18 protein-coding genes and 1 pseudogene are annotated in these 25842 nt (G+C 67.2%); 4 read left to right on the forward strand and 15 right to left on the reverse strand.

Features of this window, described 5'->3' with window-relative positions:
- Positions 1-25 precede the first annotated feature (25 nt).
- From ASPU41_RS19480 to ASPU41_RS19490, 3 genes are read right to left on the reverse strand one after another with little or no spacing between them, the layout of a single operon-like run.
- A complete protein-coding gene (locus ASPU41_RS19480) occupies positions 26-4906 on the reverse strand; it encodes an NAD-glutamate dehydrogenase (protein WP_069952307.1) in 4881 nt (1626 codons plus the stop codon).
- A gap of 58 nt (positions 4907-4964) precedes the next feature.
- On the reverse strand, positions 4965-6278 hold the full coding sequence (locus ASPU41_RS19485) for an AAA family ATPase (RefSeq protein ID WP_069952308.1): 1314 nt from the start codon (positions 6276-6278) through the stop codon (positions 4965-4967).
- A complete protein-coding gene (locus ASPU41_RS19490) occupies positions 6275-6919 on the reverse strand; it encodes a hypothetical protein (protein ID WP_069952309.1) in 645 nt (214 codons plus the stop codon). The genes ASPU41_RS19485 and ASPU41_RS19490 overlap by 4 nt, the downstream gene beginning before the upstream one ends.
- A gap of 147 nt (positions 6920-7066) precedes the next feature.
- On the opposite strand from ASPU41_RS19490, the gene ASPU41_RS19495 reads away from it, so the two are divergent.
- Positions 7067-7282: a helix-turn-helix domain-containing protein gene (locus tag ASPU41_RS19495; RefSeq protein ID WP_056425852.1), complete on the forward strand. Its 216-nt coding sequence runs from the start codon at positions 7067-7069 to the stop codon at positions 7280-7282.
- A gap of 60 nt (positions 7283-7342) precedes the next feature.
- Here ASPU41_RS19495 and ASPU41_RS19500 read toward each other — a convergent pair whose 3' ends face one another.
- Complete coding sequence (locus tag ASPU41_RS19500) at positions 7343-7981, reverse strand: hypothetical protein (protein WP_331712766.1); 639 nt, start codon at positions 7979-7981, stop codon at positions 7343-7345.
- A 108-nt stretch (positions 7982-8089) separates the two neighbouring features.
- On the opposite strand from ASPU41_RS19500, the gene ASPU41_RS19505 reads away from it, so the two are divergent.
- Together ASPU41_RS19505 and ASPU41_RS19510 are read left to right on the forward strand one after the other, a co-directional pair.
- Positions 8090-8911 (forward strand): LysM peptidoglycan-binding domain-containing protein, encoded by an 822-nt coding sequence (locus ASPU41_RS19505; RefSeq protein ID WP_069952310.1) that lies wholly within the window; start codon positions 8090-8092, stop codon positions 8909-8911.
- Positions 8912-9042: 131 nt separating this feature from the next.
- Positions 9043-9537: an Rv3235 family protein gene (locus tag ASPU41_RS19510; protein WP_083266634.1), complete on the forward strand. Its 495-nt coding sequence runs from the start codon at positions 9043-9045 to the stop codon at positions 9535-9537.
- Between the two features lie 178 nt (positions 9538-9715).
- Here the strand turns inward: ASPU41_RS19510 and secA are convergent, their stop codons facing one another.
- From secA to mtrA, 7 genes and pseudogenes are all read right to left on the reverse strand, one after another.
- Positions 9716-12454 carry a preprotein translocase subunit SecA gene (gene secA / locus ASPU41_RS19515; RefSeq protein ID WP_069952311.1) on the reverse strand — a complete coding sequence of 913 codons (2739 nt, stop codon included), beginning with the start codon at positions 12452-12454 and terminating at the stop codon, positions 9716-9718.
- Between the two features lie 42 nt (positions 12455-12496).
- A pseudogene (locus ASPU41_RS19520) lies at positions 12497-13773 on the reverse strand (winged helix-turn-helix domain-containing protein).
- Positions 13774-13805: 32 nt separating this feature from the next.
- Positions 13806-14537, reverse strand: a complete 732-nt coding sequence (gene hpf / locus ASPU41_RS19525; protein ID WP_069952312.1) for a ribosome hibernation-promoting factor, HPF/YfiA family — start codon at positions 14535-14537, stop codon at positions 13806-13808.
- Positions 14538-14680: 143 nt separating this feature from the next.
- Positions 14681-15760, reverse strand: a complete 1080-nt coding sequence (locus ASPU41_RS19530) for a ComF family protein (RefSeq protein WP_069952313.1) — start codon at positions 15758-15760, stop codon at positions 14681-14683.
- Between the two features lie 108 nt (positions 15761-15868).
- Entirely contained in the window at positions 15869-17590 is a 1722-nt protein-coding gene (locus ASPU41_RS19535) for an LpqB family beta-propeller domain-containing protein (RefSeq protein ID WP_069952314.1), read from the reverse strand.
- Positions 17587-19386 carry an MtrAB system histidine kinase MtrB gene (gene mtrB / locus ASPU41_RS19540; RefSeq protein ID WP_231941402.1) on the reverse strand — a complete coding sequence of 600 codons (1800 nt, stop codon included), beginning with the start codon at positions 19384-19386 and terminating at the stop codon, positions 17587-17589. The genes ASPU41_RS19535 and mtrB overlap by 4 nt, the downstream gene beginning before the upstream one ends.
- 322 nt (positions 19387-19708) lie before the next feature.
- On the reverse strand, positions 19709-20383 hold the full coding sequence (gene mtrA, locus ASPU41_RS19545) for an MtrAB system response regulator MtrA (RefSeq protein ID WP_024365603.1): 675 nt from the start codon (positions 20381-20383) through the stop codon (positions 19709-19711).
- 266 nt (positions 20384-20649) lie between these two features.
- Here mtrA and ASPU41_RS19550 point away from each other — a divergent pair, with 266 nt between their 5' ends.
- A complete protein-coding gene (locus ASPU41_RS19550; RefSeq protein ID WP_069952315.1) occupies positions 20650-21363 on the forward strand; it encodes a DUF4166 domain-containing protein in 714 nt (237 codons plus the stop codon).
- Between the two features lie 28 nt (positions 21364-21391).
- Here ASPU41_RS19550 and ASPU41_RS19555 read toward each other — a convergent pair whose 3' ends face one another.
- From ASPU41_RS19555 to ASPU41_RS19570, 4 genes are all read right to left on the reverse strand, one after another.
- Complete coding sequence (locus ASPU41_RS19555) at positions 21392-22435, reverse strand: hypothetical protein (RefSeq protein ID WP_069952316.1); 1044 nt, start codon at positions 22433-22435, stop codon at positions 21392-21394.
- Between the two features lie 2 nt (positions 22436-22437).
- Positions 22438-22905 (reverse strand): chorismate mutase, encoded by a 468-nt coding sequence (locus ASPU41_RS19560; RefSeq protein WP_069952317.1) that lies wholly within the window; start codon positions 22903-22905, stop codon positions 22438-22440.
- Between the two features lie 211 nt (positions 22906-23116).
- Positions 23117-24820, reverse strand: a complete 1704-nt coding sequence (locus tag ASPU41_RS19565; RefSeq protein WP_069952318.1) for an ABC transporter ATP-binding protein — start codon at positions 24818-24820, stop codon at positions 23117-23119.
- Positions 24817-25842, reverse strand: coding sequence for an ABC transporter permease (locus ASPU41_RS19570; protein WP_069952319.1), 1026 nt, complete (start codon positions 25840-25842; stop codon positions 24817-24819). Before ASPU41_RS19570 ends, ASPU41_RS19565 begins: the two co-directional genes overlap by 4 nt.

The raw sequence follows: 25842 nt of genomic DNA on the forward strand, positions 1-25842 counted from the left end.
TTGCGACGCCGGCAGTTCAGGTTGCCTAGCGTCGAACGATTGACCTCAAGAGCCTCAATGCTACCGACAGCGAGGCCATGTCATCGGCCTCGAGTGCGTTCACCTCGTCAAACATGCTCTTGGCCCGGTCCAGCTGCTCAACATTCTGGCCCTCCCAGGCCACCAGCCGTTCCTCCGCCGGCATTTCCGGAGACGTTGCCTCCAGCACCGCCGTCGTCATATCCGAAACGGTCGAGTAGAGATCGTCACGGAGGGCCGCCCTGGCCAGGGCCTGCCAGCGGTCCTTCCGGGGCAGCTTCGTGATGCGCTCGAGCAGGGAGTCGGCATGGAAGCGGTTGAACACTGTGTAGTAGACATGCGCGATGTTCTCCACGGGTTCCGGGCTGACGTGGACAATCTTGGCGATGTCGAGCAGCACGAAGCTCTCGAACAGCTCCGCCCAACGGTGGGCCAGGTCCTCCGGCAGTTCCCAGTTGCGCGCCTTTTCGAGCCATTCGGCCACCCGGGCACGGTCATCGCCGCGCAGGTAGTCCAGCAGCCGTGCCCGCATCGGGTCCATCAGCGGCTTGAACTCGCCAACGATCTCGGCAATGGGCCGGGAGGCGTTGCCCTGGCTCAGGACCCAGCGCACGGCCCGGTCCAGCAGCCGGCGGATGTCCAGGTGGACGGTGCTCCAGTGTTCCGTCGGGAAGGACGCGGGCAGTTCGTTGAGTTCCCCGACCATAATGTCCAGTTCGTAGACTTCACGGAGCGCCACGAAGGCCTTGGCGACAGCGGCCTCGGTGGCCGAGGTCTCCTCCATGGCACGGAAGACGAACGTGATGCCGCCCATGTTGATCATGTCGTTCGCCACGACTGTGGCGATGATTTCGCGCCGCAGCGGGTGGGTGTCGAGTTCGGCGTCGAACCTGTCCCGCAGCTGCTGCGGGAAGTAGGACCGCAGGGTGTCCCGGAACCATGGGTCCTCGGCCAAGTTGCTGTCCCGCAGTGCCGAGGCGAGTTCGATCTTGGCGTACGCTGCCAGGACCGACAGCTCCGGCGAGGTCAGGCCCTGGCCCTGGTCGAGCCGCTCGCGCAGCGTCTCCGTCGTCGGCAGCGCCTCCAGATCGCGCTTCAGATCGGCGGATTTTTCCAGCCAGTCCATCAGGCGTTCATAGCTGGGACTCCACTCGGAGACCCGCATCCGGTCATTGAGCAGCAGGATGTTCTGGTCGATATTGTCCTCCAGCACGAGCCGGCCGACTTCGTCGGTCATCGATGCCAGGAACTCCGAGCGTTCCGCAGGATCCAGCTTCCCCGCGGCCACCATCCGGTCCACGAAGATTTTGATGTTGACCTCGTGGTCCGAGCAGTCAACGCCGGCGGAGTTGTCGATCGCATCGGTGTTCAGGATGACGCCCTGGAGGGCAGCCTCAATACGGCCACGCTGGGTCATGCCCAGGTTTCCGCCTTCACCGATGACCTTCACGCGCAGGTCGCGGCCGTCGACGCGGATGGAGTCATTGGCCTTGTCACCGACCTCGGCGTTGGTTTCCGTGCTGGCCTTGACGTAGGTGCCGATTCCGCCGTTGTACAGCAGGTCGGCCGGGGCGAGCAGGATCGCGCGCAGCAGTTCCGGCGGGCTGAGCCGGGTGGTCCCGTCGGGCAGCCCCAGTGCGGACCTGACCTGCTCCGAGACCGGGATCGACTTCGCCTGACGGGCAAACACCCCGCCGCCGTCGCTGATCAGCGCCTTGTTGTAGTCGTCCCAGGAGGAACGCGGCAGCTTGAAGAGCCGCTGGCGCTCGGCGAAGGACACGGCCTCGTCCGGGGTGGGATCGAGGAAGATGTGCCGGTGGTCGAACGCCGCGAGCAGCCGGATGTGCCGGGACAGCAGCATGCCGTTGCCGAACACGTCACCTGACATGTCGCCGACGCCGACCACCGTGAACGGCTCGGACTGGGTGTCCAGGTCGAGTTCGCTGAAGTGGCGCTTGACGGACTCCCAGGCACCGCGGGCGGTGATGCCCATGGCCTTGTGGTCGTAGCCGACCGAGCCTCCGGAGGCGAAGGCATCGCCGAGCCAGAATCCGTATTCCGCGGCAAGGCCGTTGGCGATGTCGGAGAACGTGGCCGTTCCCTTATCGGCCGCGACGACGAGGTAGGAATCGTCGTCGTCGTGCCGCACGACGTCGGCCGGCGGCACCAGCTGCTCGCCGTCCTGCGCCGTGACGAGGTTGTCGGTGACGTCGAGGAGGCCGCGGATGAACGTCTTGTAGCTTTCCACGCCCTCCGCCATCCACGCGGTGCGGTCCGCTGCCGGGTCCGGGAGCTGCTTGGCGTAGAACCCGCCCTTGGCGCCGGTGGGAACAATCACGGCGTTCTTGACGGTCTGGGCCTTGACCAGGCCCAGGATTTCGGTGCGGAAGTCCTCACGCCGGTCCGACCAGCGCAGCCCGCCGCGGGCGACCTTGCCGAAGCGCAGGTGCACCCCCTCGACCCGGGGCGAGTAGACCCAGATCTCGAACATCGGCCGGGGGAACGGCAGTCCCTCAATGGCCGACGGGTTCAGCTTGAAGCTGAGGTGCGGCTTGTTCTGGTAGTAGTTGGTCCGCAGCGTCGCCTGGATCAGGTTCTTGAAGGTGCGCAGCACGCGGTCGGCATCGAGGGTCGCGACCTGTTCGATCGCTGCGTCCAGTCCGACGAGGACCTCGTCCTGCCGGCTCCGGCGTGCCTCCTCGCCGAGCGAGGGATCGAAGCGGGCCTCGAACAGGGCGCTAAGTCCGCGGTTGACATCAGGGTTGGCCAGCAGGGTGTCGGCCAGGAAGCCGTAGGAGTTGGTGTTGCCCATCTGCCGCATGTATTTGGCGTAGGCGCGCAGCACAACGATCTGGCGCCAGTGCATCCCCTCGCGCAGCACCAGCCGGTCGAAGCTGTCCGATTCCACTTCACCGGACACCGCGGCGCCAAAGGAGTCCGCGAGCAGGTGCCCCGTTTTAAGGGGGTCCACCCCTGCCGGGTACTTCAGGCCCAGGTCGTAGAGGAAGAAGTCACGGTGGTCCGCGGTTTCGATCTCGAACGGCCGTTCGTCCAGAACCTCCAGGCCCAGGTTGTGGAAGTACGGCAGGATCTGGCTGAGGCTTTTGGGCTCGAGCATGTAGAGCTTGACGCGGGCGTCCTCTTCAAGCGTCGCTCCGGCGCCGTCGGGGAGGTAGACGTGGACACCGGGATGTTCCCTGGCGGTTTCGCCGGCGGCCCCGCCGGCCGGCACGGCGCCGTACTTCTCAAAGCGGGCGATGTCTTCCAGGGCATCTTCGACCTCGTAGTCGACGCGGTAGCTGGCCGGGAAAGCCTCGGCCCACAAGGCGGCAAGTTCCTTGGCGCCGTCCTCCTTGAGTCCTCCGGCGCCGGCGGCGCGGGCGTGCAGGACCTCGGCGATGCCTTCGCTCCAGGAGCGGGCAGCGCGGACGAGGCGCTTCTCGAGGTCGTCGCTGTTGACGCCGCTGACGTCGGCGTTCTTCGGGAGCCTGATCCGGAAGAAGAGCCGGGCCAGGGCGGATTCGGTCATCCGCGCCTCGAAGTCGATGGAAACGGCGTCGAATGTCTGACGGAGTTCTTCCTCGATGCGCAGGCGAACGTTCGTGGTGTACCGGTCGCGCGGAAGGTAGACGAGCGCTGACATGAAGCGGCCGTAAATGTCCGGACGGAGGAACAGCCGGGTCCGGCGTCGTTCCTGCAGCCGCTGGATGCCGGTCGCGATGGCGGCCAGATCGGGGATTTCGATCTGGAAGAGCTCGTCGCGCGGGTAGGTTTCGAGGATACCCAGGAGGTCCTTGCCGGAGTGGGAGTCCGGCGGGAAGCCGGCCTGGCCCAGTACGGCGGCGACCTTCTCGCGGACCACCGGGATGTCGCGCACGGAGCCGGCGTAGGCCGTGGTGGCGAAGAGCCCGATGAAGCGGCGTTCGCCGTTGACGTTGCCGGCTGCATCGAAGCTCTTGACGCCGATGTAGTCCAGGTAGGCGGAGCGGTGGACGGTGGAACGGGAGTTGGCCTTGGTGATGACGAGCGCGCGCTTTTCGCGCGCTTTCTTCCGTCCGGTCTCGGTGAGGTGCTGGATCTGGTGCGGGGTGTCGGCGGCGCCGCGCAGCAGCCCGAGGCCGCTCTCTTCCCGGGGTTCCAGGACATCCTCGCCGGATTCGTTCTTGAGGTCATATTCTCGATAGCCGAGGAAGGTGAAGTTCCCGTCATCCATCCAGCGGAGCAGCTCCTGGGCCTGGCGGAGTTCGGCGATCTGCGCGGCATTGGCCAGTGTTTCCAGTTCCTGCGAGATCTGCAGCGCCCGGTTCCGCATTTTCGGCCAGTCTTCGACGGCGGCACGCACGTCGGAAAGCACCCGCCCGATGCCTTCCAGCAGCGCCGCGCGTTTCGTGTCGTCGACACGGTCGATTTCGACGGCGATCCAGGATTCCATGTGGGAGGCGTTGTCACCCTGGGCGATCAGGTGCGAAAGGTTGGGCATCGCGGCCGTGTCTCCGCTCGAGATGCCCAGGTGTGAGGGGACCCGTGCGACCCTGACGAGTTCCCCGCTCTCACGGTTGCGCGTCACCACGAACAGCGGATGCATGACCAGGTGGATGGGGGCGTTCTGCCGGACCAGTTCCGCGTTGACCGAGTCCACGAGGAAGGGCATATCGTCGGTGACGATGTAGACGACGCTGCGGTCCGCCTCGTCGGCGATGGTGATGCTGGCGATGCCGGGGAAACGGTTCGTCGCCGTCTGGCGGTGCGTCTGCGCCCGCGCAGCGAGCAACTCCTGCGGATACGCCCGCGCATCTTCTTCGGCGAGGTGCTCGTAGTAGTCCTTCAGGTAGCCTTCTTCGGCACCGATCGAAACGGGTTGATCCTCCACGCTGGACCCAGACGACATCGACAAACGCCTCCATCAAAAAGTTCATGGCCGCTTCGTTGCGGCCCTCACAGCGAGCCTAACCCTTTAGCCGGCGCTTCGCTGTGGAAGAAAAGACAGAGGATCGGCGGTTTCGCTGGACGGGTGCACAAACCAGGGCGGCGATGCCCTTCCGGAGCGCTGAATCGGGTGCTGCCTCCAACAGGAGGGATCCCGAGAGCAGGGCCGCATCGCTGGAGGCCGGATCCGCCGGGAGGAACGCCCACAGCGGGGCGGCGGGCCCGAAGCGCTCCCAGGCATCGCGCAGCTGGCGCTCCGGAGAGCGTCCCACTGCGGACTGCCGGACCTTGTTGAGCACCACCCGCGGGGAGGCGCTCGGGACGGCCGATTCCAGTTCGGCCAGGCCCCGGACCAGCCTCGGGACACCGATCGAGTCCGCCGCCCCGACGGCGAACACCGTGTCCGCCAGTTCCAGGCTCCTCAGCGTCGCGGCGTTCCGGCGCGGCGCCATGGTGTCGAAGCTCAGCTCTTCGTCGCTTTCCAGGCAGAAACCTGTGTCGATGACGGTGACCTCAACGGTTTGCCGGGCCCGGGCCAGCACCAGGGAAAGTGCCGCGGCGCGGAGTTCAGTCCAGCGGTCCGCCCGGGTGATTCCGGTCAGCACGTGGAAGGTTCCCGTTTTCGTGGCGACCGGAGCCGCGATCCTGAGCAGCGCCTCCGGGTCGAGGAGGCCCTGATCCGCCAGACGGCAGGCCTGTGCGAGCCCTGCCGATTCGTCCAGCAGGCCCAGCATGGCCGCGACGCTGGCACCGTAGCTGTCAGCGTCCACCAACAGCACCGATTTTCCCTCCGCCGCGAGCTCCGCCGCCATATTGGCCGCCAGCATGGTCCGGCCCGGTGAACCGGCAGGCCCCCAGACCGCAATAATCTGTCCCGTGCCGGACCGTTCGATCCCCTCCGCGGCACTGCCGCCGGAGGGGCCGGGCGCAGGGCCGGCCTCGGCAAAGCCGCGGTTGGCTCCCGGCCGGAGCCCCGGGTCGGCTCCTGCCAACTGCGCGACGGCCCCCGTGATGCGGCTGGCAAGGGCGGCGGCGTCGACTCCGGTCAGTTCGGCCGCCACGCCGATCCCCTGCAGCCGTGCCATTTCCTCAGGACTGTCGGTCAGGGCCAGGACGGCGACACCGACGGCGGACAGCCGGTCCACCAGCGAGGCCGTCAGCTCCCCGCTGCCTTCGGCCACGACCGCTGCGCGCGCCAGACCGCCCTGGCAGGCGGCCAGCAGTTCCGCCAGTTCGGTGCACCTCCGGACGACGGACACCGGCCCGTGGAGGCGCTCGAGCCTGCCGACCAGGTCTTCGCGCGAGTCCCCCACCGTGACGACCGGGATGCTCATCGGCCCGCACCGCCCGGATTCCAGACCACGGAGATCTTTGCCTTATTGGCCTGCGCCCCCAGCAGGTGCGGCATCTGCTCGTCCGTCACCAGGACCATCACCACGGTGGACCGGGCGGACCCCAACGCGGTGCTGCCCGGAGAGATCTGGGCGATTTCCGCGCCGGGCAGCAGCAGGGTCGGCTGACTGAATCCGTTCCGGGTATCGGGCAGTGCCACCCAGACATCCACCCGGGAGCCGGCAACTGCCTGGCCCGGCAGGACCTCATCGATGGTGACCGCGACCGGTTTCCGGTCCAGGGCGTCCAGCTGCCCGAGGCTCTCACGCGGCACCAGCTGGTCCTTGCCAATTCTCTGGACGGCAACAAGTCCGTCCTCCACACCGGCCGCGGGCGTCAGATAGTGCTGCTCGACGTCGCCCAGCCGGACCTTGACCCGGTTCAGTTTGTCCACGGACAGCTTTTCCCCCACCGCGATCGCTTCCCGCGCGGTGTAGGCCTCCGCGGTCTGGTCTGCGGCCCCAACCAAGGAGACAACACCCACCACCGACGCCAGAACCAGCAGGATGCCAACGAGGAGCCGGGGATCTTTCCAGGATGGTTTCTTCAGCCGCGCCCCGCCGGCCCCCGTGCTCATACTCATGCGCCTGCTCCCCCGTAGTCGCGGCCCGGCACTGGCCGGGCACCATCATTGTTACGCCTTCTGCCCCGGACGGGAAGACGCCGGACCAAAGAAGTACAAACTGTGGATAACAGCCTCAGATGGGGTCATCGGTGGCAAAATGGAAACATGCCCCGATTCCTGACCCTTGCCGACGTCGCAGAGCAGCTCCAGATCAACGCCCCGGCTGCTTACGCGCTCGTGCGCAGCGGTGAACTCAAGGCCATTCAGGTCGGCGGGCGCGGGCAGTGGCGCGTCGAGGAGAAGATGCTCGAGCAGTACATCGAGGAACGGTACGCCGAAGCAAGCCGGATGATCGAAGAGGCGAAGTCCAAGACCCGCTGAACCCGGCCTGCCAGGTCCACATGTGCCTGTCACTGGCGCCCCTGCACCGAAGACCGGCGCCTAGCAGCCCGGGGTCCGGGCCGACTTGATCCCGGCCAGCGCGGCAAAGGGAATGGTCGCCAGCTGCCGGACATTTGCCGCCCGGCGCTCCTCACCTTCCCCGGTGACCGCCAGGTCAAGGTAGTCTCGGCCCACCCTGTCGATCACCCCGTGGAGCGTCGATTCCCCCGCTGATCCCCCGGAAATCAGGACGCCCAGGCTGGCACGGTCCCGAGCCAGCCCGCGCAGGGCACTGGCGAGGCCAAGTCTTTGCCGGACCCTTGACGGCTCCGGGACGGCGACCCTGGAGAGACCGCGGTAACGTACCGCCGAAGCATAGGGAACCAGCACCTGGTGTCTGGATTCATCCAGCACAAGCGCCTGGCTTCCCGCATGGCTCAGGGTCCCCTCGAACGTCGATCCAGACGCGAGCTGCACCATAATCAGCAACCCCAGCGAGCCTCGCAGCCGATCAGCGAGCTCCACCGCTGCCGCCTCCGCACGCGTCCGTTCAGTGATCTCCGCATCGAGATCCAGCCGCTCGGTGGCGGCCATTTGGGTCTCCAGATCCGAAAAGAGGTCATCCCAGCGCATGGCGTCAGCGTAGGCGCGTGATCCCCCGCGGTCAATCCGCAGTCCCTCGACTACGGCCCTAGACAAAAGCCACACAATGGGATCAAACTATTTGTAAACTATCCAAAATAGATCAAACAACATCAAACACTATCAAGAGGCCTCGGATGGCCGGGAAGCGGCGGGGCGGAGATCATGGCGAACGCAGAATTCCCGAAGCGTGGTTCCCGGTCCGCGGCTACCGCCGACGCGGCCATGGCCGCCGGTATCCTGGCGCTGGGGGTGTTCCTGGCAGGAACCGGGAGCAGCATCGTCCGGCGCTGGCAGTCCTCCTCGGCACGGCACCAGTCCCTGGGGTTCGAAGACCAGCTCGGCATGGTGGCGAATACAGCCGGGCTGATCGTGATCGTGTGGTGGGCCCTGTCCCTTGTTATTGCCGTCGCGGCGGCACTGCTCGAACGCTGCGGGAAATCCCGCGCGGCATCGGCTGCAGCAAAGTTCACCCCCGCGTTCATGCGCCGCCTGGCCCTGGCCACAGTCGGACTTCAGCTGCTCGCCGCCTCGCTCGCCACAGCTTCCACCCCGCCGGACCGCCCGGGCACCGCCTCCGCCGCGCCCGAAGCCTCCGCCGCATGGACTCCGACCCCGGTCCCCGCCGCGTCCGGAGCTCCGCCACCAGCCGTCGATTCGGGGTCAGGGTCGGCGCCAGCGCACTCCGCTGCCACCCCGGCAGTCGCGGATCCGCACTGGCGGCCGCTCGGCCCCGTTGTCGAACCCGGCCCGCTGGCGGGACGCCCGTTACGACACCAGCAACCCGGGGGCCAGGCACCTGAGGTGACAGTACGTCCCGGGGATTCCCTGTGGAGCCTGTCCGCCGCCCGGCTGGGTCGTTACGCCTCCGACGTCGACATCGCCCTGGACTGGCCGCGGATCTACCAGGCCAACAGGGACGTCATTGGCGGTAACCCCCACCTGCCGCGGCCCGGGCAGGTGCTCAGGCTCCCGCCCGGACCATGACTTTGACGATCTGAATCCGCGGGCGCCGCGTGCTGCGGCGCCCGCTCCCCCGGAAAGCACCGGCACCGACACGAACCACCCGAACGCCCGCCCCGACAGCATCCGGCTCGACAGCAAGGAAAGGAAGCACCATGAGCGCCATGACCAGCCCCCGCGCAGCCGCAGAGGCCCCCGTCTCCACTGCCCCGCCACTGCGTCTGGTCCCGGGAGGCGCGGAACCGCCCGGCCGGCCGGCTGGTTCTCCTGCTCCGCCGGCGCAGCTGCTGGGGTTGGCCGACGAGGAACGGCAAATCTGTGCGATCTCCCGCAGCACCGTTCAGGCCGCCATCGAAGTACTGGCCGGCACCCGGCCTGCGCAGCAGCTAGCCCGGCGGCTCGACGAGCGCTGCCTCTGCGCACTTCAGCACCGGGCTGCCCTGACCCGGAGGGTCCCGTGCGGAGCCTCCCCGACGGCGGGACGGCTGCACCGAAACGCCTCCGTCCGCTCGGTCCGGGCCTGCCGGGTGTCTGCGGACGTCTACGAGGCCAGCGCCGTCGTGGTCGAGGAGTTGCGGGTCCGTGCGGTCGCTCTGAGGCTGGAACGCAGCAGGCTCACGTGGCGGGTGACCGTGCTGGAAATTGGCTGACGGCGACGCCTGTTGCCAGGGGAAACCTGCCGGGGGGCTGACTGACAGGAACGGCGGAAGGAGGAGAGCGAAACGACGAAAGAGGACCGGAACATGGTGTTCCGGTCCTCTTTCACTGTCCTGTTTCACGGCGGCGCCCTGAGGCCCGGCCGCGGCGGGGCAGCGGGCGGCCGATCCGCTAGCGGCGCTTCTTCTTGTTCGCCCGGCGCGGGCTGTCCTGCGCGGCGGCTTTCGCCGGGTTGCCGGACCGGGCGGAGCCCTTGGCTTCCACACGGGTGTGGGCCGAACCGTCCTCGCCGGGGGCCGTGTACTGCAGCTGGGCCGGCTTTTCAGGCGCCTCCAGCCCGGCAGCCCGGATCTGCGGCTCGTGATGTTCGGTGTGCTGGCCCGCGGCGTCGGCCACGACGACGTCCTCGGCGGGCGTCACCTCAACCTCAAGGTTGAACAGGAATCCGACGCTTTCCTCCCGGATGGCCTCCATCATGGCCTGGAACATAATAAAACCCTCGCGCTGGTATTCCACCAGGGGATCACGCTGGGCCATCGCGCGCAGGCCGATGCCTTCCTTCAGGTAGTCCATCTCATAGAGGTGTTCCTGCCATTTGCGGCCGATCACCGACAGCACAACGCGGCGCTCGAGTTCTCGCATGCTTTCGTGCCCGATGGCTTCTTCGCGCGCCTGGTAGACCAGGCGTGCGTCGGAGAGGATCTCTTCCCTTAGGAAGTCCACCGTGATCCGCGATTTTCCGCCGGCCTCGTCGATGAGGTCACGCGGGGTGACACTCACCGGGTAGAGGGTCTTGAGGTTGGACCAGAGGAGGTTGAAGTCCCAGTCGTCACCGGTGCCCTCGGCCGTGGCTGCGTCGATGAACGCGTTGATCGTATCTTCCAGGAAGAACTGGACCTTTTCGTGCAGGTCGTCGCCTTCAAGGATGCGGCGGCGGTCGCCGTAGATGGCTTCGCGCTGGCGGTTCAGGACGTCGTCGTACTTGAGGACGTTTTTCCGCTGTTCGGCATTGCGCCCCTCGACCTGGCCCTGGGCCGAGGCGATGGCCCGCGAGACGAGCTTGGATTCGAGGGCGACGTCGTCCGGCACCGCGCTGTTCATCAGCCGTTCAGCCGCGCCGGAGTTGAACAGGCGCATCAGGTCATCGGTCAGCGACAGGTAGAACCGCGACTCCCCGGGGTCGCCCTGGCGGCCCGAGCGGCCTCGCAGCTGGTTGTCGATCCGGCGTGATTCGTGCCGTTCGGTGCCCAGCACGTACAGGCCGCCGAGTTCGAGGACCTGCTCGTGCTCGTCCTTGACCGATTGTTTGGCCGCCTCGAAGGCAGCGGGCCAGGCAGCCTCGTATTCCTCGGAGTTTTCTTCCGGGTCCAGGCCGCGCTTGGCAAGTTCGGCGACGGCGGTGAACTCGGCGTTGCCGCCGAGCATGATGTCGGTACCGCGCCCGGCCATGTTGGTCGCAACCGTCACGGCACCCTTGCGCCCGGCCTGGGCAACGATCGCGGCCTCACGGGCGTGGTTCTTGGCGTTCAGGACCTCGTGCCGGACGCCTTCCTTGGCCAGCAGCCGGGAGAGATATTCGCTCTTCTCGACGCTTGTGGTGCCGACCAGGATCGGCTGGCCCTTTTCGTGCCGTTCGGCAATGTCCTTGACGACGGCGTCGAACTTCACGGCCTCGTTCTTATAGACAAGGTCCGGCTGGTCAATCCTCGTCATGTCCCGGTTGGTGGGGATGGCGACGACACCGAGTTTGTAGGTGCTCATGAACTCGGCCGCTTCGGTCTCGGCGGTACCGGTCATGCCAGAAAGCTTGTCGTACATCCGGAAGTAGTTCTGCAGCGTGACCGTGGCGAGCGTCTGGTTCTCGGCCTTGATCTCGACGCCTTCCTTCGCCTCAATTGCCTGGTGCATGCCTTCGTTGTAGCGGCGGCCCGCGAGGATGCGGCCGGTGTGCTCGTCAACGATCAGCACCTCGCCGTCGAGGATCACGTAGTCCTTGTCGCGCTTGAACAGTTCCTTGGCCTTGATGGCGTTATTTAGGAAGCCGATCAACGGGGTGTTGGCGGACTCGTAGAGATTGTGGATGCCGAGGTAGTCCTCGACCTTTTCGATGCCGGTCTCAAGCACACCGACCGTGCGCTTCTTTTCGTCGACCTCGTAGTCCTCTTCGGGCTTGAGCCGGGTGACGACCTTGGCGAACTCGCTGTACCAGCGGTTGGTGTCGCCCTGCGCCGGGCCGGAGATGATGAGCGGGGTGCGTGCCTCGTCGATGAGGATGGAGTCCACTTCGTCGACGATGGCGAAGTGGTGGCCGCGCTGAACGAGTTCGGACTTGTCCCAGGCCATGTTGTCGCGCAGGTAATCGAAGCCGAATTCGTTGTTGGTGCCGTAGGTGATATCGGCGGCGTACTGCTCGCGGCGCAGCGCGGGGTCCTGGTTGGAGAGGATGCAGCCGCTGGTCAGGCCAAGGAAGCGGTAGACACGGCCCATGAGGTCGGACTGGTATTCGGCCAGGTAGTCGTTCACCGTGATGACGTGCACGCCGTTGCCGGTGAGGGCGTTGAGGTAGGCCGGTGCGGTGGCCACGAGGGTCTTGCCTTCACCGGTTTTCATTTCGGCGATGTTGCCCAGGTGCAGCGCGGCGCCGCCCATCAGCTGGACGTCGAAGTGGCGCATGCCAAGGGTGCGGGCGGAGGCTTCGCGGACGGCGGCGAACGCTTCGGGCAGGAGGTCATCGAGCGTCTCACCGTCGAGGTGGCGTGCGCGGAGACGGTCGGTCTCTTCGCGCAGTTCAGCGTCGGTGAAGGTCTTGAAGGAGCTTTCGAGGGCATTAATGGAATCGGCATAGTTCCGCAGGTGCCTCAGGGTTTTTTTGTCACCTGTGCGGAGAAGTTTTTCGATAAGTGATGCCACGTGAAGTTGCTCCCAGTCTCAAGCTGCCGAATTCTGGCGTATTCAGTCTACGGGAGAGACGCAGGGCAGGTTACGCCCGTTCCCTCTGAGCGGATACACCGCTTCCCGGCCCGGACACAGCGTCCGCGAGCGCCGGCGCCAGGTCCCCCTTCGGGGAGACTATAACCCGGTCCAGTTCCAACCACTCTGCCATGAGCTGCAGTTCCGCGGCGAGTTCGACGGCGGTGTCGGCGGGAGCGCCGGGCTCCGCGTGGGAAGCCCGTGCCAGCAGGAGGCCGTTGGTCCGGTCGGCTTTGAGGTCGACCCGGGCCACGATCCCGTCGCGCAGCAGGAACGGCAGCACGTAATAGCCGAAGCGGCGCTTCGGCTCCGGGGTGTAGATCTCGATGCGGTAGTGGAAACCGAACAGGGACTCCAGGCGCTGGCGTTCAAAGACCAGCGAGTCGAAGGGGCTCAGCAGTGCCCGGCCGGTGGCTGCGCGCGGAAGTTTCGCCTCGGCGTGCCGGTAAACGGGCTTGTTCCAGCCGGACACCGTGACCGGCAGGAGCCTGCCCGCTTCAACGAGGTGTTCCACGGCCAGGGCCGACGCCCGCAGGGGCGTCCGGAAGTAGTCCGCAAAGCACCGCAGCGTGCCGACCCCGTGGGCCTGGGCGGCGGCGTCGATCAGCCGCACCAGCGCGGCCGCGGGGTCCGAGTTCGCGGCGCCAGGATCAGCCGCCGGCCGTTCGGGCAGGACCTTGGCGGTGAGGGTGTAGCGCCGTTCAAAGGAGTCCGTGCGGGATGCGGCCGAGATGAGGCCTGCTTCGAAGAGATGTTCCAAAACCCGCTTCACGGCGTTCCAGTTCCAGCCCCAGTTGTCCTGCTGCCGGTCCTCCACGTGCCCCAGCCGCGCGGTGAGTTCGGCGGCGGTCGTCGGCCGGCCGGCGGCGAGCTCCTCGAGTATCCGGGAGGCGACACCGCTCCGCAGCTCGGGGTCCATGGAATGCGCCCCCACCCATTTACGGCTCTGCCACAGGACCAGGTCCTCGAAATGGTCGGGACGGATGAAGCTGGCCTCGTGGGCCCAGTACTCCATCATCCGGCGCGGGTGGGTTCCTGCCATGCGCTGGAGGATGCCGCGGTCGTAGTTGCCCAGGCGGGAACGGCAGGTAGTGGCTTCGGGACAGCACATTGACGGAGTCGATCTGGACCAGCTGCAGGCGGGCAAAAGTACGGCCCACCGCCCGTGCGCTCACGGGTCCGGCGGGCCGCACCTTGTCCAATCCCTGGGCTGCCAGTGCGATCCGCCGGGCCTGCTTGAGGCTCAGCACGTCCTGCACGTCAGTCCCTTCGATGGGTGGTCAGGACCAGCTTATGCGCTGGCCGGCTCATCCTCGGAGCGGTAGGCGATGATCTTCTCTTCCAGCGGAGCCGGAACCGCACCGGGTTCGCAGGTCTGGTCCAGGGAGATCACCCCGTAGGTCCATCCGTCCCGGCGGTACACGACGGAGGGCGCCTTGGTCTCCTTGTCCACGAAGAGGTAGAAGTCGTGGCCCACGAGTTCCATGTTGTCGACCGCGTCGTCGAGCGTCAGGGATGCCGCGGGAAACACCTTGCGGCGGATCAGCACGGGCGAGTCTCCGGCCGGAATATCGTTCTCGATCTCGTACGGCGATTTTTCTGCCGGAGCTTCCTTGGGCTCCAGCCAGTGGTTCGCCTCTTCGTAAATGGGCTCGCTGGTGCTCGCGGGCTCAAGGGTAGCCGTGGCCTCGGTGACGGACTTGGGGGCGTGCCGGCCGTGGTGGACCTTCTTGCGGTCCTTCGCCCGGCGCAGGCGCTCAAGAAGCTTGTTGTACGCGAGATCGAACGCGGCGAACTTGTCGGCTGCGCTGGCTTCGGCACGAATCACGGGGCCCCGGCCCAGGACGGTCAACTCAACCGTGAGCATCTCATCGGCCTGCCGGGCCTTGGTCTCCTTGGAAACCTTAGCGTCCACCCGCTGGACCTTGTCCCCCAGCGACGCGATCTTCGAGATCTTCTCGTCGGCGTATTCGCGGAACCGGTCTGAGACCGTCAAATTGCGTCCGCTGATCATGAACTCCATGGTGCCCTCCAAATGACTTCGGTGACACGACGGCGGCACTTCCCGGGGCTGATCTGACTGACAGTCGAGCCCCTTTCCGAGCCGCTATCGACAGGTACATCTATTCTTGGTACCCATCTTCGACGTTAGTTCATAGCCCCCTCTTATTCATCCTTTTGTGGTTTATTTTTTTCGTTTACGGGCCGCTGCCCCGCCAACTCGCTGACCGCGGCGCCGTACTCGAGAGTGACCGGCGGGCGTGTCGCGGCGAGGACGACGGCGCCCCTCACCACTGCACCGGCGGCACCCAACGCCCGTGCGGCCTCGGCCAACGTGGCCCCTGTCGTGAGGACGTCGTCAATGATGATGCACGGCCGGCCGTTCACCTCCGGAGCAAACAGCCCGCGGCGGACGCGCATGGATCCCCTGACACGCTGCGCGCGGTCTCCGCGCCCCAATCCCTTTTGCCCGCCGGGTCCTCCCCGATGTCCGGTCAGACCGTATCCGGCTCCGGTCCTCGGCAGGCCCCTGCGACCGGGCAGCGCACCGGCGGTCGCCGGTTCAGCCGGGGCGGGGTCCAGCCGGACCGCTGCATCCGCCGCGACCTTCCCGGATCTCCCGAGACCGGCCCGCGTCCCCGTCTTCCGGAGGGCGTGGACAACGGAGAAGCCGTGGCCCCGGCCGGCCCCCGCCGCCCGGGGGCGTGTGAGCCAGCCGAGGAGCACATGGACCGGGCTGAAGCCGCGCTTACGGTAGGCAGCGCCGCCGGTTGGCACCGGCACGAGCAGCATCCCCGGGGTGTCCCCGGCAGCGGCAGCGATCGCCCCGGCGAGGCCCTTCGAGAGCACCTCCGCGAGTTGCCCCTGGCCGTGCTTCTTGAAGGACAGCACCGCCTGCGCCAGCTCCGCGCGGTACGCGCCGGCGGCAACGACCGGAAGGAGCACGGATCCGTTCACGTCCATCAGGGCCGGGGCCTGCGCCTCCGCCCTGAACGGTTTGTTCATCAACAGCCGGACCTGCCGTTCGCAGCCGCCGCAGAGCGCCAGGTCTTCAGCCCCGCAACAGACGCAGTCCACCGGCGCGGCGAGTGCCAGTACCTCGGCTGCGGCGGCTGCGGCCGCGTCCGCAAGCCGCGCCAGCGGCCGGCGGTAGCCACCCCGGTGTCCCGCCGCAGCGGTCGTCGCCGGAGCCAGATCAGGGTCAGGAGTGCGGTCCCGGTCACGGAATTCCCTGGATGTCCCCACAAGTCGAGGCTCCGCCTGCAGGGCAGGCAGCGGAAGTCCCCTGGTGCGCCATGTGGAAATCCGCTGCCGGCCACGCCAGGCACTGTTCCGCCCAGGCTTCGTGGACTGCTAGCCCGGATAGGACGGATGGATCGGTCCCTTGAGCTGCGGGGTCCAGCCGCTGCCGAGCCTCTGGAAGATCCCTTCCGCTGACTGGGCGTAGATTTCCTCCACGCCGTTGCCCGCGCTGAGTGCGGTGAGCCCGGGCCACGGCGTCAGCTGCTGGGGTTCGGACGAGGTGAGGGACAGCAGCTCGGGAGTGACGGATTCGCTCGGGGACCCTTTCATTACCGCGATCGTGCTGTCGTCCACCCACACACCCTGGTCCGGATCGCTCGACGCCAGCAGTGTCATCGGTACGGTCAGGTCCTTGGGGGTGCCGTCCGCTGCCCGGACAATGCCCGTCACCTGCACCTTGGTCCTGCCGTTCTGCTCCGTGAAAATCAGCGCGCGGGTACCCTCGCGTGAGACCCGGAACTCCTTGACGGACCGTCCGGCGAGCCAGGCCGGTGCCAGCGTCACCGCGGGGACGCTGGCACCTTCCGCCACTCCGACAGGCCGGTGGGCGATCATTTCCGTGGCACCGCTGGCCCCTGGGCCCGCCGTCCAGACCCAGTCGTACCGGTCGAAGGACGGGCGGGTCAGTGTGGCGCGCGTGGTCAGCGCCCGGGCAGGCTGGTCTGGCACGATGGAGTACAGCGTGCCGCGGTCCGCATTGAGGAAGGCCACGGCCGGCGAGACGGGAGACTCCGCCGGGGCCCGTGGCGCCAGTGCCGAGACCGGCTGGATGCCGGGAAGTGGCGAGATCCTGTTGTTCTCATACCGGACGAGATCGCCGTTGCTCACGGCGATCTGGTGGGCCGGGACGTTCTTGTCCCGGATCGGCGGGAGGACCGAACCGTTGTCCTCCACGCGCACCAGACCCTGGTTGGCCCTGAGTTCGACGTTGATGACGTCGGGCTGGCTGCGGAAGGTGAGGGAAAGCTGGGTCTGCATCCGAAGCCGGTCCTCGTTGGAGGCCTCCACGAGGTCCTTGGCCGTGAGGTCCACCTGGGCGGCACCGGAGACGACCGGGACCGACTCGCGGGCGAGTTTGATGCCGGAGGGGAAGGCGCTGACGACGGCACCCTTGAGATAGGGGGCCGGACCGCCCAGGAGGGCGCTGGTCATGGCCTTGACGGTCTTCTTCTTGATGAACCACCGGACATCAGGCACGGCGTAGGTGAACGTCGGGTCGTAGAAATAGATCGGGTAGGCGCCGTAGATGACCTTGAAGGTCTCTTCCGGGATCGCCGTGCCGTCGGGGAGTTCCGCAATCCGCCATTCACCGTCCACTTGGGTCAGCGCCGCGGGAATGTTCTCTTTGGTCCTCTCCGGCAGCCGGGTCGCGACCCCATCCGCGTCGACGGAGTAGGACACGTCCAGTTCGTAGTTGAAGACGTTTTCGACGCCGGTCGGCACCACGCGCGCTGAGCGGAAGACCAGCACCCGCTGGTCCGGCTTCCAGGTCACGGACGACGCCTGGGTCAGGTATTGGCGCGCGACCGCGTAGTCGTCCTCATAGCCGCTGCCGGCGAGATAGAAGTCCTCGATCACGGCTTCGGGCGCGGCCCCCTCCCGCGGCGCGGAAGGGAAGAAAACGGGGGCATTGTTGGGGTTGCCTGCGCTCTCATCGGTGCTTTTTCCCACCGGGCCCGAGCGCGGGATCTGGGCGCACGATGTCAGTAGGACCAGCAGCACCGCCAGCAGCGCGGCACCTGCACGGCTGGGTCTCCTTGAGGCACCGCTCATGACCCCTCCTTCGTTCCGGTTCCCGCTGCGCGGGGGTCCGTGGTTCCGGTGCCGGCCCGGTCTGCGGCACGCGGGACGCCGTCGGATCCGCCCGCGTCAGCCTGGCGACTGCCCGCGGCGCGGGGCGCCGGTGAGGGTTCCAGCAGCAGCATGGTCCGTTGGCCATCCGCGCCATGAAGTCCGACGTCGGCCGGCTCCAGCTGGAGGGGCGATTTCGTGATGCTCTCGCCCTGGCGCAGCGGGAGGGTGAGACGGAAGTTGGCGCCGCTGCCCTTCCTTCCCCATGCCTGGAGCCAGCCGTTGTGGAGCTTAGTGTCCTCGGCAGCGATGGACAATCCCAGGCCGCTGCCCCCCGTGGTGCGTGCCCGGGCCGGATCGGCGCGCCAGAACCGGTCGAACACGCGTGCCGCTTCCGCGGGGTCCATGCCAATGCCGTGGTCCCGGACTGCGACGGCGACAGCGTTGTCGCTCGCGGCCACAGAAATGTTCACCGGGCGGCCCTCGCCGTGTTCCAGGGCGTTCAGGACCAGGTTGCGCAGGATCCGGTCGATCCGGCGGTCGTCCATGTCCACGATGATGCTGCCCGCGGGTGCGTTGAGGGTGACCTGGGACCCGTATTCAGCGGCCACCGGTGCCACACCTTCCATCACGTGCGAAACGAGCTGCACGATGTCGCCGGGTTCGGCGTCGAGCGTGGCCACGCCTGCGTCGAAGCGCGAGATCTCCAGCAGGTCGGCCAGGAGCGACTGGAACCGCTCCACCTGGTTGTAGAGCAGCTCCGCGGAGCGCTTGTTGATCGGGTCGAAGTCCTCGCGCGCGTCGTAGAGCACTTCCGCGGCCATCCGCACGGTTGTGAGCGGGGTGCGCAGCTCGTGGGAGACATCCGAGACGAACCGCTGTTGCATCTGGGACAGGGTGGCGAGCTGGGTGATCTGCTCCTGGAGGCTGGCCGCCATGTGGTTGAAGGAGGCCCCGAGCCTGGCCACCTCGTCCTCGCCCTTGACCACCATGCGTTCCTGCAGCTGTCCCGCCGCGAGTTTCTCGGAGACGAGCGCGGCATGGCTGACCGGGCTGACGACGTTCCGGGTCACGTACCAGGCCACGGCACCAATCAGCAGCGCCAGCACCGCGCCGCCGGCCAGCAGCACGTTCTGGATCTCGTCGAGGGTCTTTTGTGCCGTGTTGAGGTCATAGATCAGGTACAGCTCGTAGACCGTGCCGTTGAAGGTGACCTTGTTGCCGACGGCAATCCCGGGCCGGTCCTCGGTGCCCACCGGGAACTCCGTGGACGCCCAAAACTGTTCCTTGCCGGAATCCTGTACGGCCTGGCGCAGTTCGGTCGGAATGACGCTGATGGTGAGCTGGTCCGATGCCCGCGATTCGACCCAGCGGTTGCGGGGTTTGGTTTGTTCCGGCATCGCTTCGAAGACGTAGCGCCGCTGGATCACGGAGCCGCGGCCCTCGACGGCGTTCAGCGTGTCGTAGACCAGCGTGATGACGCTGGACTGGTCGGTGACCTGGGCGCCGTCGAACGTGTCCTGGACCTGTTTGACGTTGTAGCGCGTCTCCGATTCGGCCTGGACGAGCCGTTCCTGGAAGAGGTTGTTGGCGATCTGGTTGGACAGGTACGCCCCGACGACGGCGAAGGAGGTGATGGCGAGCATCAGGGTCGTCAGCACGGTCCGGAACTGCAGCGACCTGCGCCATTTGCGGTGCAGTGAACGGAGCAGGTAACGGAGGCCCGGGAGCAGGCTGGCTGCGCCGATGCTGACCAGCCTCGCCACCCGGACGCCCACAATCCGGGCGCGCTTCGCCCAGAGACGGGTGCGGAAGCGCGTGGCCTGCCAGGCGGCGGCGGGGCTGTCAGGGTGCCGGGTGGCGGGGGGTGCAGCTGTTTCGGCGGTACCGTCTTCCGCCGCACCGGGTTCGGCGGTGACGGGCCCGGCATCGGCCGGCCCAGAGGTCACGGCCGCGGGGACGCCGGCGTCCGGTTCATGGGAAGCGGGCGCGCTCAGGCCCGGTTCGTGGAGGTCAACTGAGGTGCGGGCGACGTTCCCCGGAGCGCCCCGTTCCGGCGGGGGGCTCACCGGAGCTGCTCCGGGGCGGCCGTCCGACGGTTCAGGAACCTGCTTTGTAGCCGACACCACGGACCGTCAATACGACTTCGGGGGCTTCCGGGTCTCGTTCGATCTTTGACCTCAGCCGCTGGACATGGACGTTGACCAGCCGCGTATCGGCGGCGTGCCGGTAGCCCCAGACCTGCTCCAGCAGCAGTTCCCGGGTAAAAACCTGCCAGGGTTTGCGCGCCAGGGCGACCAGGAGATCGAATTCCAGCGGTGTCAGCGAGATGCGTTCGGTGCCACGGCTAACGAGGTGTCCGGCCACGTCGATCGTGACGTCGGCGATGCGCAGCGTCTCGGGCGCCTTCTGGTCGCCGGGCCGCAGCCGGGCCCGGACGCGCGCGACGAGTTCGGCCGGTTTGAACGGTTTCGGAACATAGTCATCGGCGCCGGACTCAAGGCCGCGGACCACGTCCGAGGTGTCGGCCTTGGCGGTGAGCATCACAATTGGCACGTCGGACTCGGCGCGGATCTGGCGGCAGACCTCAATTCCGTCGATGCCCGGAAGCATGAGGTCCAGCAGCACGAGGTCCGGCTTGGCGGAGCGGAAGACTTCCAGCGCCTGCCCGCCGTCCGCGCAGAAGACGGGTTCGAACCCGTCATTGCGCAACACAATACCGATCATCTCGGCCAGCGCCTCGTCATCGTCCACTACCAGAATGCGTGCCTTCATATGTATATATTCCCTTATTGCAATGGCTTTGTCGTATTCAGCGGCCCCACGGCATGGCGCCGCCGGTACCCGGGCCACAGATCGGCGCCGGGGCGCCGGCCGGTCGGTGGGACAAAGCGCCGATTGTGACGAAGCGTCAGCTATGACACAGGTCCCGCTATGACAAAGCGTCGGCTAAGACAAAACGTCGGCTATGACAAAACACCGTCCGTCCCGCATGCTGTGGACAGGAACCCGTCAAAGTCCAGGAACCCCAGGAGGATTCTGTGTCCACCCCGATCTACGAGCTTGCCCTCGGCGCTGACTTTGCCCGGCTGCAGCCGGAGCTGCAGGAGTACTTCACCCTCACCCCAGGCTCCGGCCACTACGGCGTCGGGGAGGGGGTGTTTGAGGTGGTCGGCTGCCGGCAGAGCTGGCTCCGTCCCCTGCTGCGCCTCGCCACTGGCGAGCAGGCCTTTTTCCCGGAGTACGGCGAGGGCATCCGGTTCAGGATCGAAAACCACGCCCATCTGGACCCTTTCGGCCGTTCCAGCCTCACCGCCCGGCGCGAGATCTTCTTTCCGGACACCACCCGGTTGTTCCACGACACGACGAGCTTCGATGACTCCGGCAGCCGGGCCGGTCTGCTGGACTACGTCGGGCGCTACCGGCGGCTCGTCACGGACCTCAACCTCAGCGTCACCGCCGGCGGCCGGCTGCGCGGGGTGTCGGAGGCATCGAGGCTGTTCCTTGGACCGCTGCGGATCCCCCTGCCGTCGGCCCTCGATGCGAAGGCCTACGCCGAACAGTGGTGGGCGCCCGAGGAGGGCCCGGCCGGAAAGCACCGGATCCAGGTCAAGGTGATCCAGCCGCAACTTGGTCTGGTCCTGGTCTACGCCGGGCACTTCGACTACCGGCTGGAGCCGTACCCCGGCGGGGTCACATCCCCGGGCTACCTCCCGGACCATGCCAGGCCGGACCGTTGGGAAGCGCGCAGCTGACGGCGGCGCCGACCGGAGCCGACCCGCGCTAACCGAGCGCGAGCTGGTTGAGTCCGTCTGCCGCCTGCGTCAGCCGGGTCAGCACCGCCGTCGCGGACGACGGCGAATGCCCCGCCAGCCCGTCCGAGGGCGTGACCCGCAAGCCCCCGAGAGTCACGGCGGTCAGGCCCAGCTGGCGCCACGGCCGCCAGACGGTCTCCACGACGTCAGCGACGCGGGGCAGGGGTGCCGCGGGGTTGGAGACGTCGAGCGCTCCGGCCCAGAGCCTTTTTCCGGCCTCCACCGCACCGGCGAGCTGTTCCCACTGGCGAGACGTGAGGGCGCGCAGGGGCACGGCGATACCGTCCGCACCGGCGGCCAGGATCCGGTCGAAGGGCGCCTCGACCTCCGGGACACTGACAACGACCTCGACCGCGCCGGCCGCCCGGAGGGCGTTGATGACCAGCTCCCAGGCCTCGGTGGCTTCCCGGCCCGGCACGGAGCGCAGGGTCCGGTAGCCGCTGGAGGTGGGAATGGTGCCGGCCAGCACCGAGGCGATCTCCGGTTCGTCGATCTGGACCACGATCCGTGCCCCGGGAGCCGCGGCAGCAACCCGACCCAGGTAGCCGCCGGCACCGGCGGCCAGCGATGCCGCGAGGTCCCGCCGGGCGCCATGGTCGATCAGGGCACGCTCCCCGTTGTGCAGGTGCAGGCCCGCGGCGAGGCTGAGCGGTCCGCGGAGCTGGACCTTGATGTCCTGCGCCGGGGTGTCCTCGGCGCCGATCACGTCGGCGAGGATGTTGATGTCGGTGGAGAGGGCCGAACGGGCCCGCCTCAGGTCCTGGCCGGGACGGTCCACGATCCGCCAGCCGTAGGGCTGCACGTCCACGGAGAGGTCAACCAGCAGGGACGCTGTCCGGCCGAGCGCGTCCGAGCCGACGCCCCGGTCCGGCAGCTCGGCAAGGAAGGGCAGGTGCGGGCTGCCGAGCTCTCCGCGGATGATGCGGGCAGCCTCAACCGGGTCCTCGCCGGGCCATGTGCCCAGTGCGGTGGCGGTGACCTGGACCGGCTCCGCTGCCTGTGGTGTGGACACGGCTAAGCGGTGGCGGAGACGGCCGGGCCGGCGGTGCCGGGAACTTGGCCGGCCGCCCGTGCGCGGGCGGAGTCGGCAGCCTGGGTATCGGCGGCCAGGGCCGCCTCATGGTCCTCGGCAATGGCTTCGTGGTGCCTGATGACCTCGCCAATAATGAAATTCAGGAACTTCTCAGCAAAGGCGGGGTCCAGGTGGGCCTCGGCAGCGAGCCGCCGCAGCCGTGCGATCTGTGCTGTCTCCCGGCCCGGGTCGCCGGCCGGAAGTTTGTGGGTTGCCTTGAGGAATCCGACCTTCTGCGTGGCCTTGAAGCGCTCGGCGAGAAGGTAGACGAGGGTGGCATCAATGTTGTCGATGCTGGAGCGGATCGACAACAGCTCCGCCATCACCGCGGGATCCACCTGACCGGCCAGCGAGCTGGCCCCGGGGTCATAGGAATCGGCGTCGGGATGAATGTGGTTCTGCTCGGTCATTGACCCAGTCTAGGGGCACCGGTGCCAATCACTTCCGCTGTGAAGCGCTGCCGGCACTGCGGGGACGGCCCATCCCGCGGCCCGTCCCGCGGTCCGCCCCGCGCGCTTTCCTGAACGTCTTCCTTTACCTCTTCCGTGAACGCGGAACGGGACATGCCCGCCGTTCGATGCGAACGGCGGGCATGTCCCGTTGGGTGACTGCCGGAACGGCTTAGCCTTGCAGCACGGCGCGGAATTCCTGCCGGCGCCGTGCCTGCTCGTCCGGATCCGGAACGGGCAGGGAGGCAATCAGCTTCTTTGTGTACTCGTGCTGCGGGTTGCCCATCACCTGGTTCCCGAGCCCCTGCTCCACCATTTTGCCCTTGTAGAGCACACCAACCCAGTGGGACAGAATGTCCACCACGGCGAGGTCGTGGCTGATGAACAGGGCCGCAAAGCCGAATTCGGCCTGGATGTCCTTGAACAGTTCCAGCACGACGGCTTGGACCGACACGTCCAGCGCCGACGTCGGCTCGTCGGCGATGAGCAGCTTCGGGTTCAGGATCAGCGCCCGCGCGAGGGAGGCACGCTGCCGCTGCCCGCCGGAGAGCTCATGCGGGAACCGGTCCGCGTAAGCGGCCGGCAGCTGCACGGCCTCCAACAGCTCCCGGGTCCGCTGCCTGGCCTGCGCCGGGGTCGGGTTCGTATGGATGATCAGGGGTTCGGCGATGCAGTCCCCGATGGTCAGCTGCGGGTTGAAGGACGCGGCCGGGTCCTGGAACACGAATCCGATGTCCTTGCGCAGCGGCTTGAACGTGCGTTCCTTCAGGTTGAGCATTTCATAGCCCAGCACCTTCAGGCTGCCGCCGGTGGTCCGGTTCAGGCCGGCGATGGCCCGCCCGATCGTCGTTTTGCCGGATCCAGACTCGCCGACGAGGCCGAAGACCTCGCCCTCGGACAGGGTGAAGCTGACCCCGTCCACGGCCTTGAAAGCGGGACTGCCCAGCCGGCCGGGGTACTCGATGGTCAGGTTCCTGGCCTCAACGAGAACCTTGCCGCCCTGGTGCGCCCGTTCGGTCATCCCCTCGGAGGCGGAGTTCCTGCCCAGGTGCGGGACAGCTGCCAGGAGCTTCTTGGTGTAGTCCTGCTTCGGCTCGGCAAAGAGCACCCGCGAGGGTGCCTCCTCGACGACGTCGCCCTGGTACATCACGACCACGCGGTCGGCGAGGTCCGCCACCACTCCCATGTTGTGCGTGATGAGCACAATCGAGGTGCCGTACTGGTCCCGGAGGTCCCGCAGGAGCTCCAGGATTTCCGCCTGCACGGTGACGTCCAGGGCGGTGGTGGGCTCATCGGCGACGATGAGGCCCGGGTTCAGAGCCAGGGCCGCGGCAATCACCACACGCTGTTTCTGCCCGCCGGAGAACTGGTGCGGGTAGTAATTGACCCGTGTTTCCGGGTCCGGGATGCCCACCTTGCGCAGGGCCTCAATGGCGCGTTTCTTGGCTTCCTTGGCGCTGACCCGCGAGCCTCCCCCGTGGCCGGCGTGGGAGCGGATGCCTTCGGCAATCTGCCAGCCGACAGTAAAGACCGGGTTCAGTGCGGTGGACGGTTCCTGGAAGACCATGGCCACGTCGCGGCCGCGGATCTCCCGAAGCTTCGCCGGGCTGACGCTGATGACGTTGTTGCCGTTGATCAGCACCGCCCCGGAGCTGATGGCCGTCTCCGGCAGCAGGCCCAGGATGGTCTTGGCGGTGACGGTCTTGCCGGAACCGGATTCGCCCACGATCGCCACGACCTCGCCGGGGTTGACCTGGAGGCTGACGTCCTTGACCGCGTACACGTCACCGGCATCGGTGGCGAACGTGACCCTGAGGTGGTCGATGTCGAGGACGGGGCCGGCGACGGGCCCGGGCTTGTCGATGTTGATCGTCATGAACTTCTCACTTCTGCTTCGAGTGCAGCCTGTCCGCCGGTGGCGGAATCCGGGCCGCTCTTGCCGGAGACAGCCTTCTTGCGCCCCCGCAGGCGGGGGTCGTTGAGGTCGTTGATGCTCTCGCCGACCAGCGTCAGTCCCAGGACCGTGAGCACGATCGCGAGACCCGGGTACACGCCCGTCCACCAGATCCCGGACGTGGTGTCAGCCAGGGCCTTGTTGAGGTCGAAGCCCCACTCGGCGGCCGACGTCGGCTCGATGCCGAAGCCCAGGAAGCCCAGGCCGGCGAGGGTAAGGATGGCTTCGGAGGCGTTGAGGGTGAAAATCAGGGGCAATGTGCGGGTGGCGTTTTTGAAGATGTGCAGGCGCATGATCCGGATGTTGGAGGCACCTACGACCTTGGCCGATTCCACGAAAGGTTCCGCCTTGAGCCGGATGGTCTCGGCCCGAATGACGCGGAAATACTGAGGGATGAACACGACGGTGATGGAAATCGCCGCCGCGAGGATGCCGCCCCAGAGACTGGACCGCCCGCCGCTGATGGCGATGGCCATCACGATGGCCACGAGCAGCGGCGGGAAGGCATAGATGGCATCGGCGATCACCACAAGTGTCCGGTCCAGCCAGCCGCCGATGTAGCCGCTGACCAGGCCCAGGACCACACCGATGAAGATCGACATGACCACGGCCACGATGATGACCAGGACGGCGGTCTGCGCCCCCCAGACGACGCGGGAGAAGACGTCGTAACCGCCGACGGTCGTTCCCATCAGGTGCTTTCCGCCAGGGGCTTGCTGGGCGGGGAACCCGCCGTCGGCGTCGGATATCTGGGAGAAGCCGAAGGGCGCGATCAGGGGCGCAAACAGCGCGGTCAGCAGGAAGACCGCGGTGAGGACGAGTCCGGCCACGAGCATGCCGCGCTGCAGGCCGACGCTCTTGTTGAAATGCGATATAACCGGCAGGCGCCGGAACCAGGGACCCCGGGGGTCCTTGATGGGCTCAATAACGGCTGTGGTGCTCAT

Origin of the sequence: Arthrobacter sp. U41, from assembly GCF_001750145.1 — a bacterium.
GTDB lineage: Bacteria > Actinomycetota > Actinomycetes > Actinomycetales > Micrococcaceae > Arthrobacter.

Bases quoted from the DNA above. Each gene is read 5' to 3' on its own strand.
- ASPU41_RS19565 (WP_069952318.1), bottom strand. From the start codon at position 24,820: ATGACGATCAACATCGACAAGCCCGGGCCCGTCGCCGGCCCCGTCCTC.
- ASPU41_RS19570 (WP_069952319.1), bottom strand. From the start codon at position 25,842: ATGAGCACCACAGCCGTTATTGAGCCCATCAAGGACCCCCGGGGTCCC.
- hpf (WP_069952312.1), bottom strand. From the start codon at position 14,537: ATGGAGTTCATGATCAGCGGACGCAATTTGACGGTCTCAGACCGGTTC.
- ASPU41_RS19495 (WP_056425852.1), top strand. From the start codon at position 7,067: ATGCCCCGATTCCTGACCCTTGCCGACGTCGCAGAGCAGCTCCAGATC.
- ASPU41_RS19490 (WP_069952309.1), bottom strand. From the start codon at position 6,919: ATGAGTATGAGCACGGGGGCCGGCGGGGCGCGGCTGAAGAAACCATCC.
- ASPU41_RS19535 (WP_069952314.1), bottom strand. From the start codon at position 17,590: ATGAGCGGTGCCTCAAGGAGACCCAGCCGTGCAGGTGCCGCGCTGCTG.
- mtrA (WP_024365603.1), bottom strand. From the start codon at position 20,383: ATGAAGGCACGCATTCTGGTAGTGGACGATGACGAGGCGCTGGCCGAG.
- ASPU41_RS19485 (WP_069952308.1), bottom strand. From the start codon at position 6,278: ATGAGCATCCCGGTCGTCACGGTGGGGGACTCGCGCGAAGACCTGGTC.
- ASPU41_RS19505 (WP_069952310.1), top strand. From the start codon at position 8,090: ATGGCGAACGCAGAATTCCCGAAGCGTGGTTCCCGGTCCGCGGCTACC.
- ASPU41_RS19480 (WP_069952307.1), bottom strand. From the start codon at position 4,906: ATGTCGTCTGGGTCCAGCGTGGAGGATCAACCCGTTTCGATCGGTGCC.
- ASPU41_RS19510 (WP_083266634.1), top strand. From the start codon at position 9,043: ATGAGCGCCATGACCAGCCCCCGCGCAGCCGCAGAGGCCCCCGTCTCC.
- ASPU41_RS19560 (WP_069952317.1), bottom strand. From the start codon at position 22,905: ATGACCGAGCAGAACCACATTCATCCCGACGCCGATTCCTATGACCCC.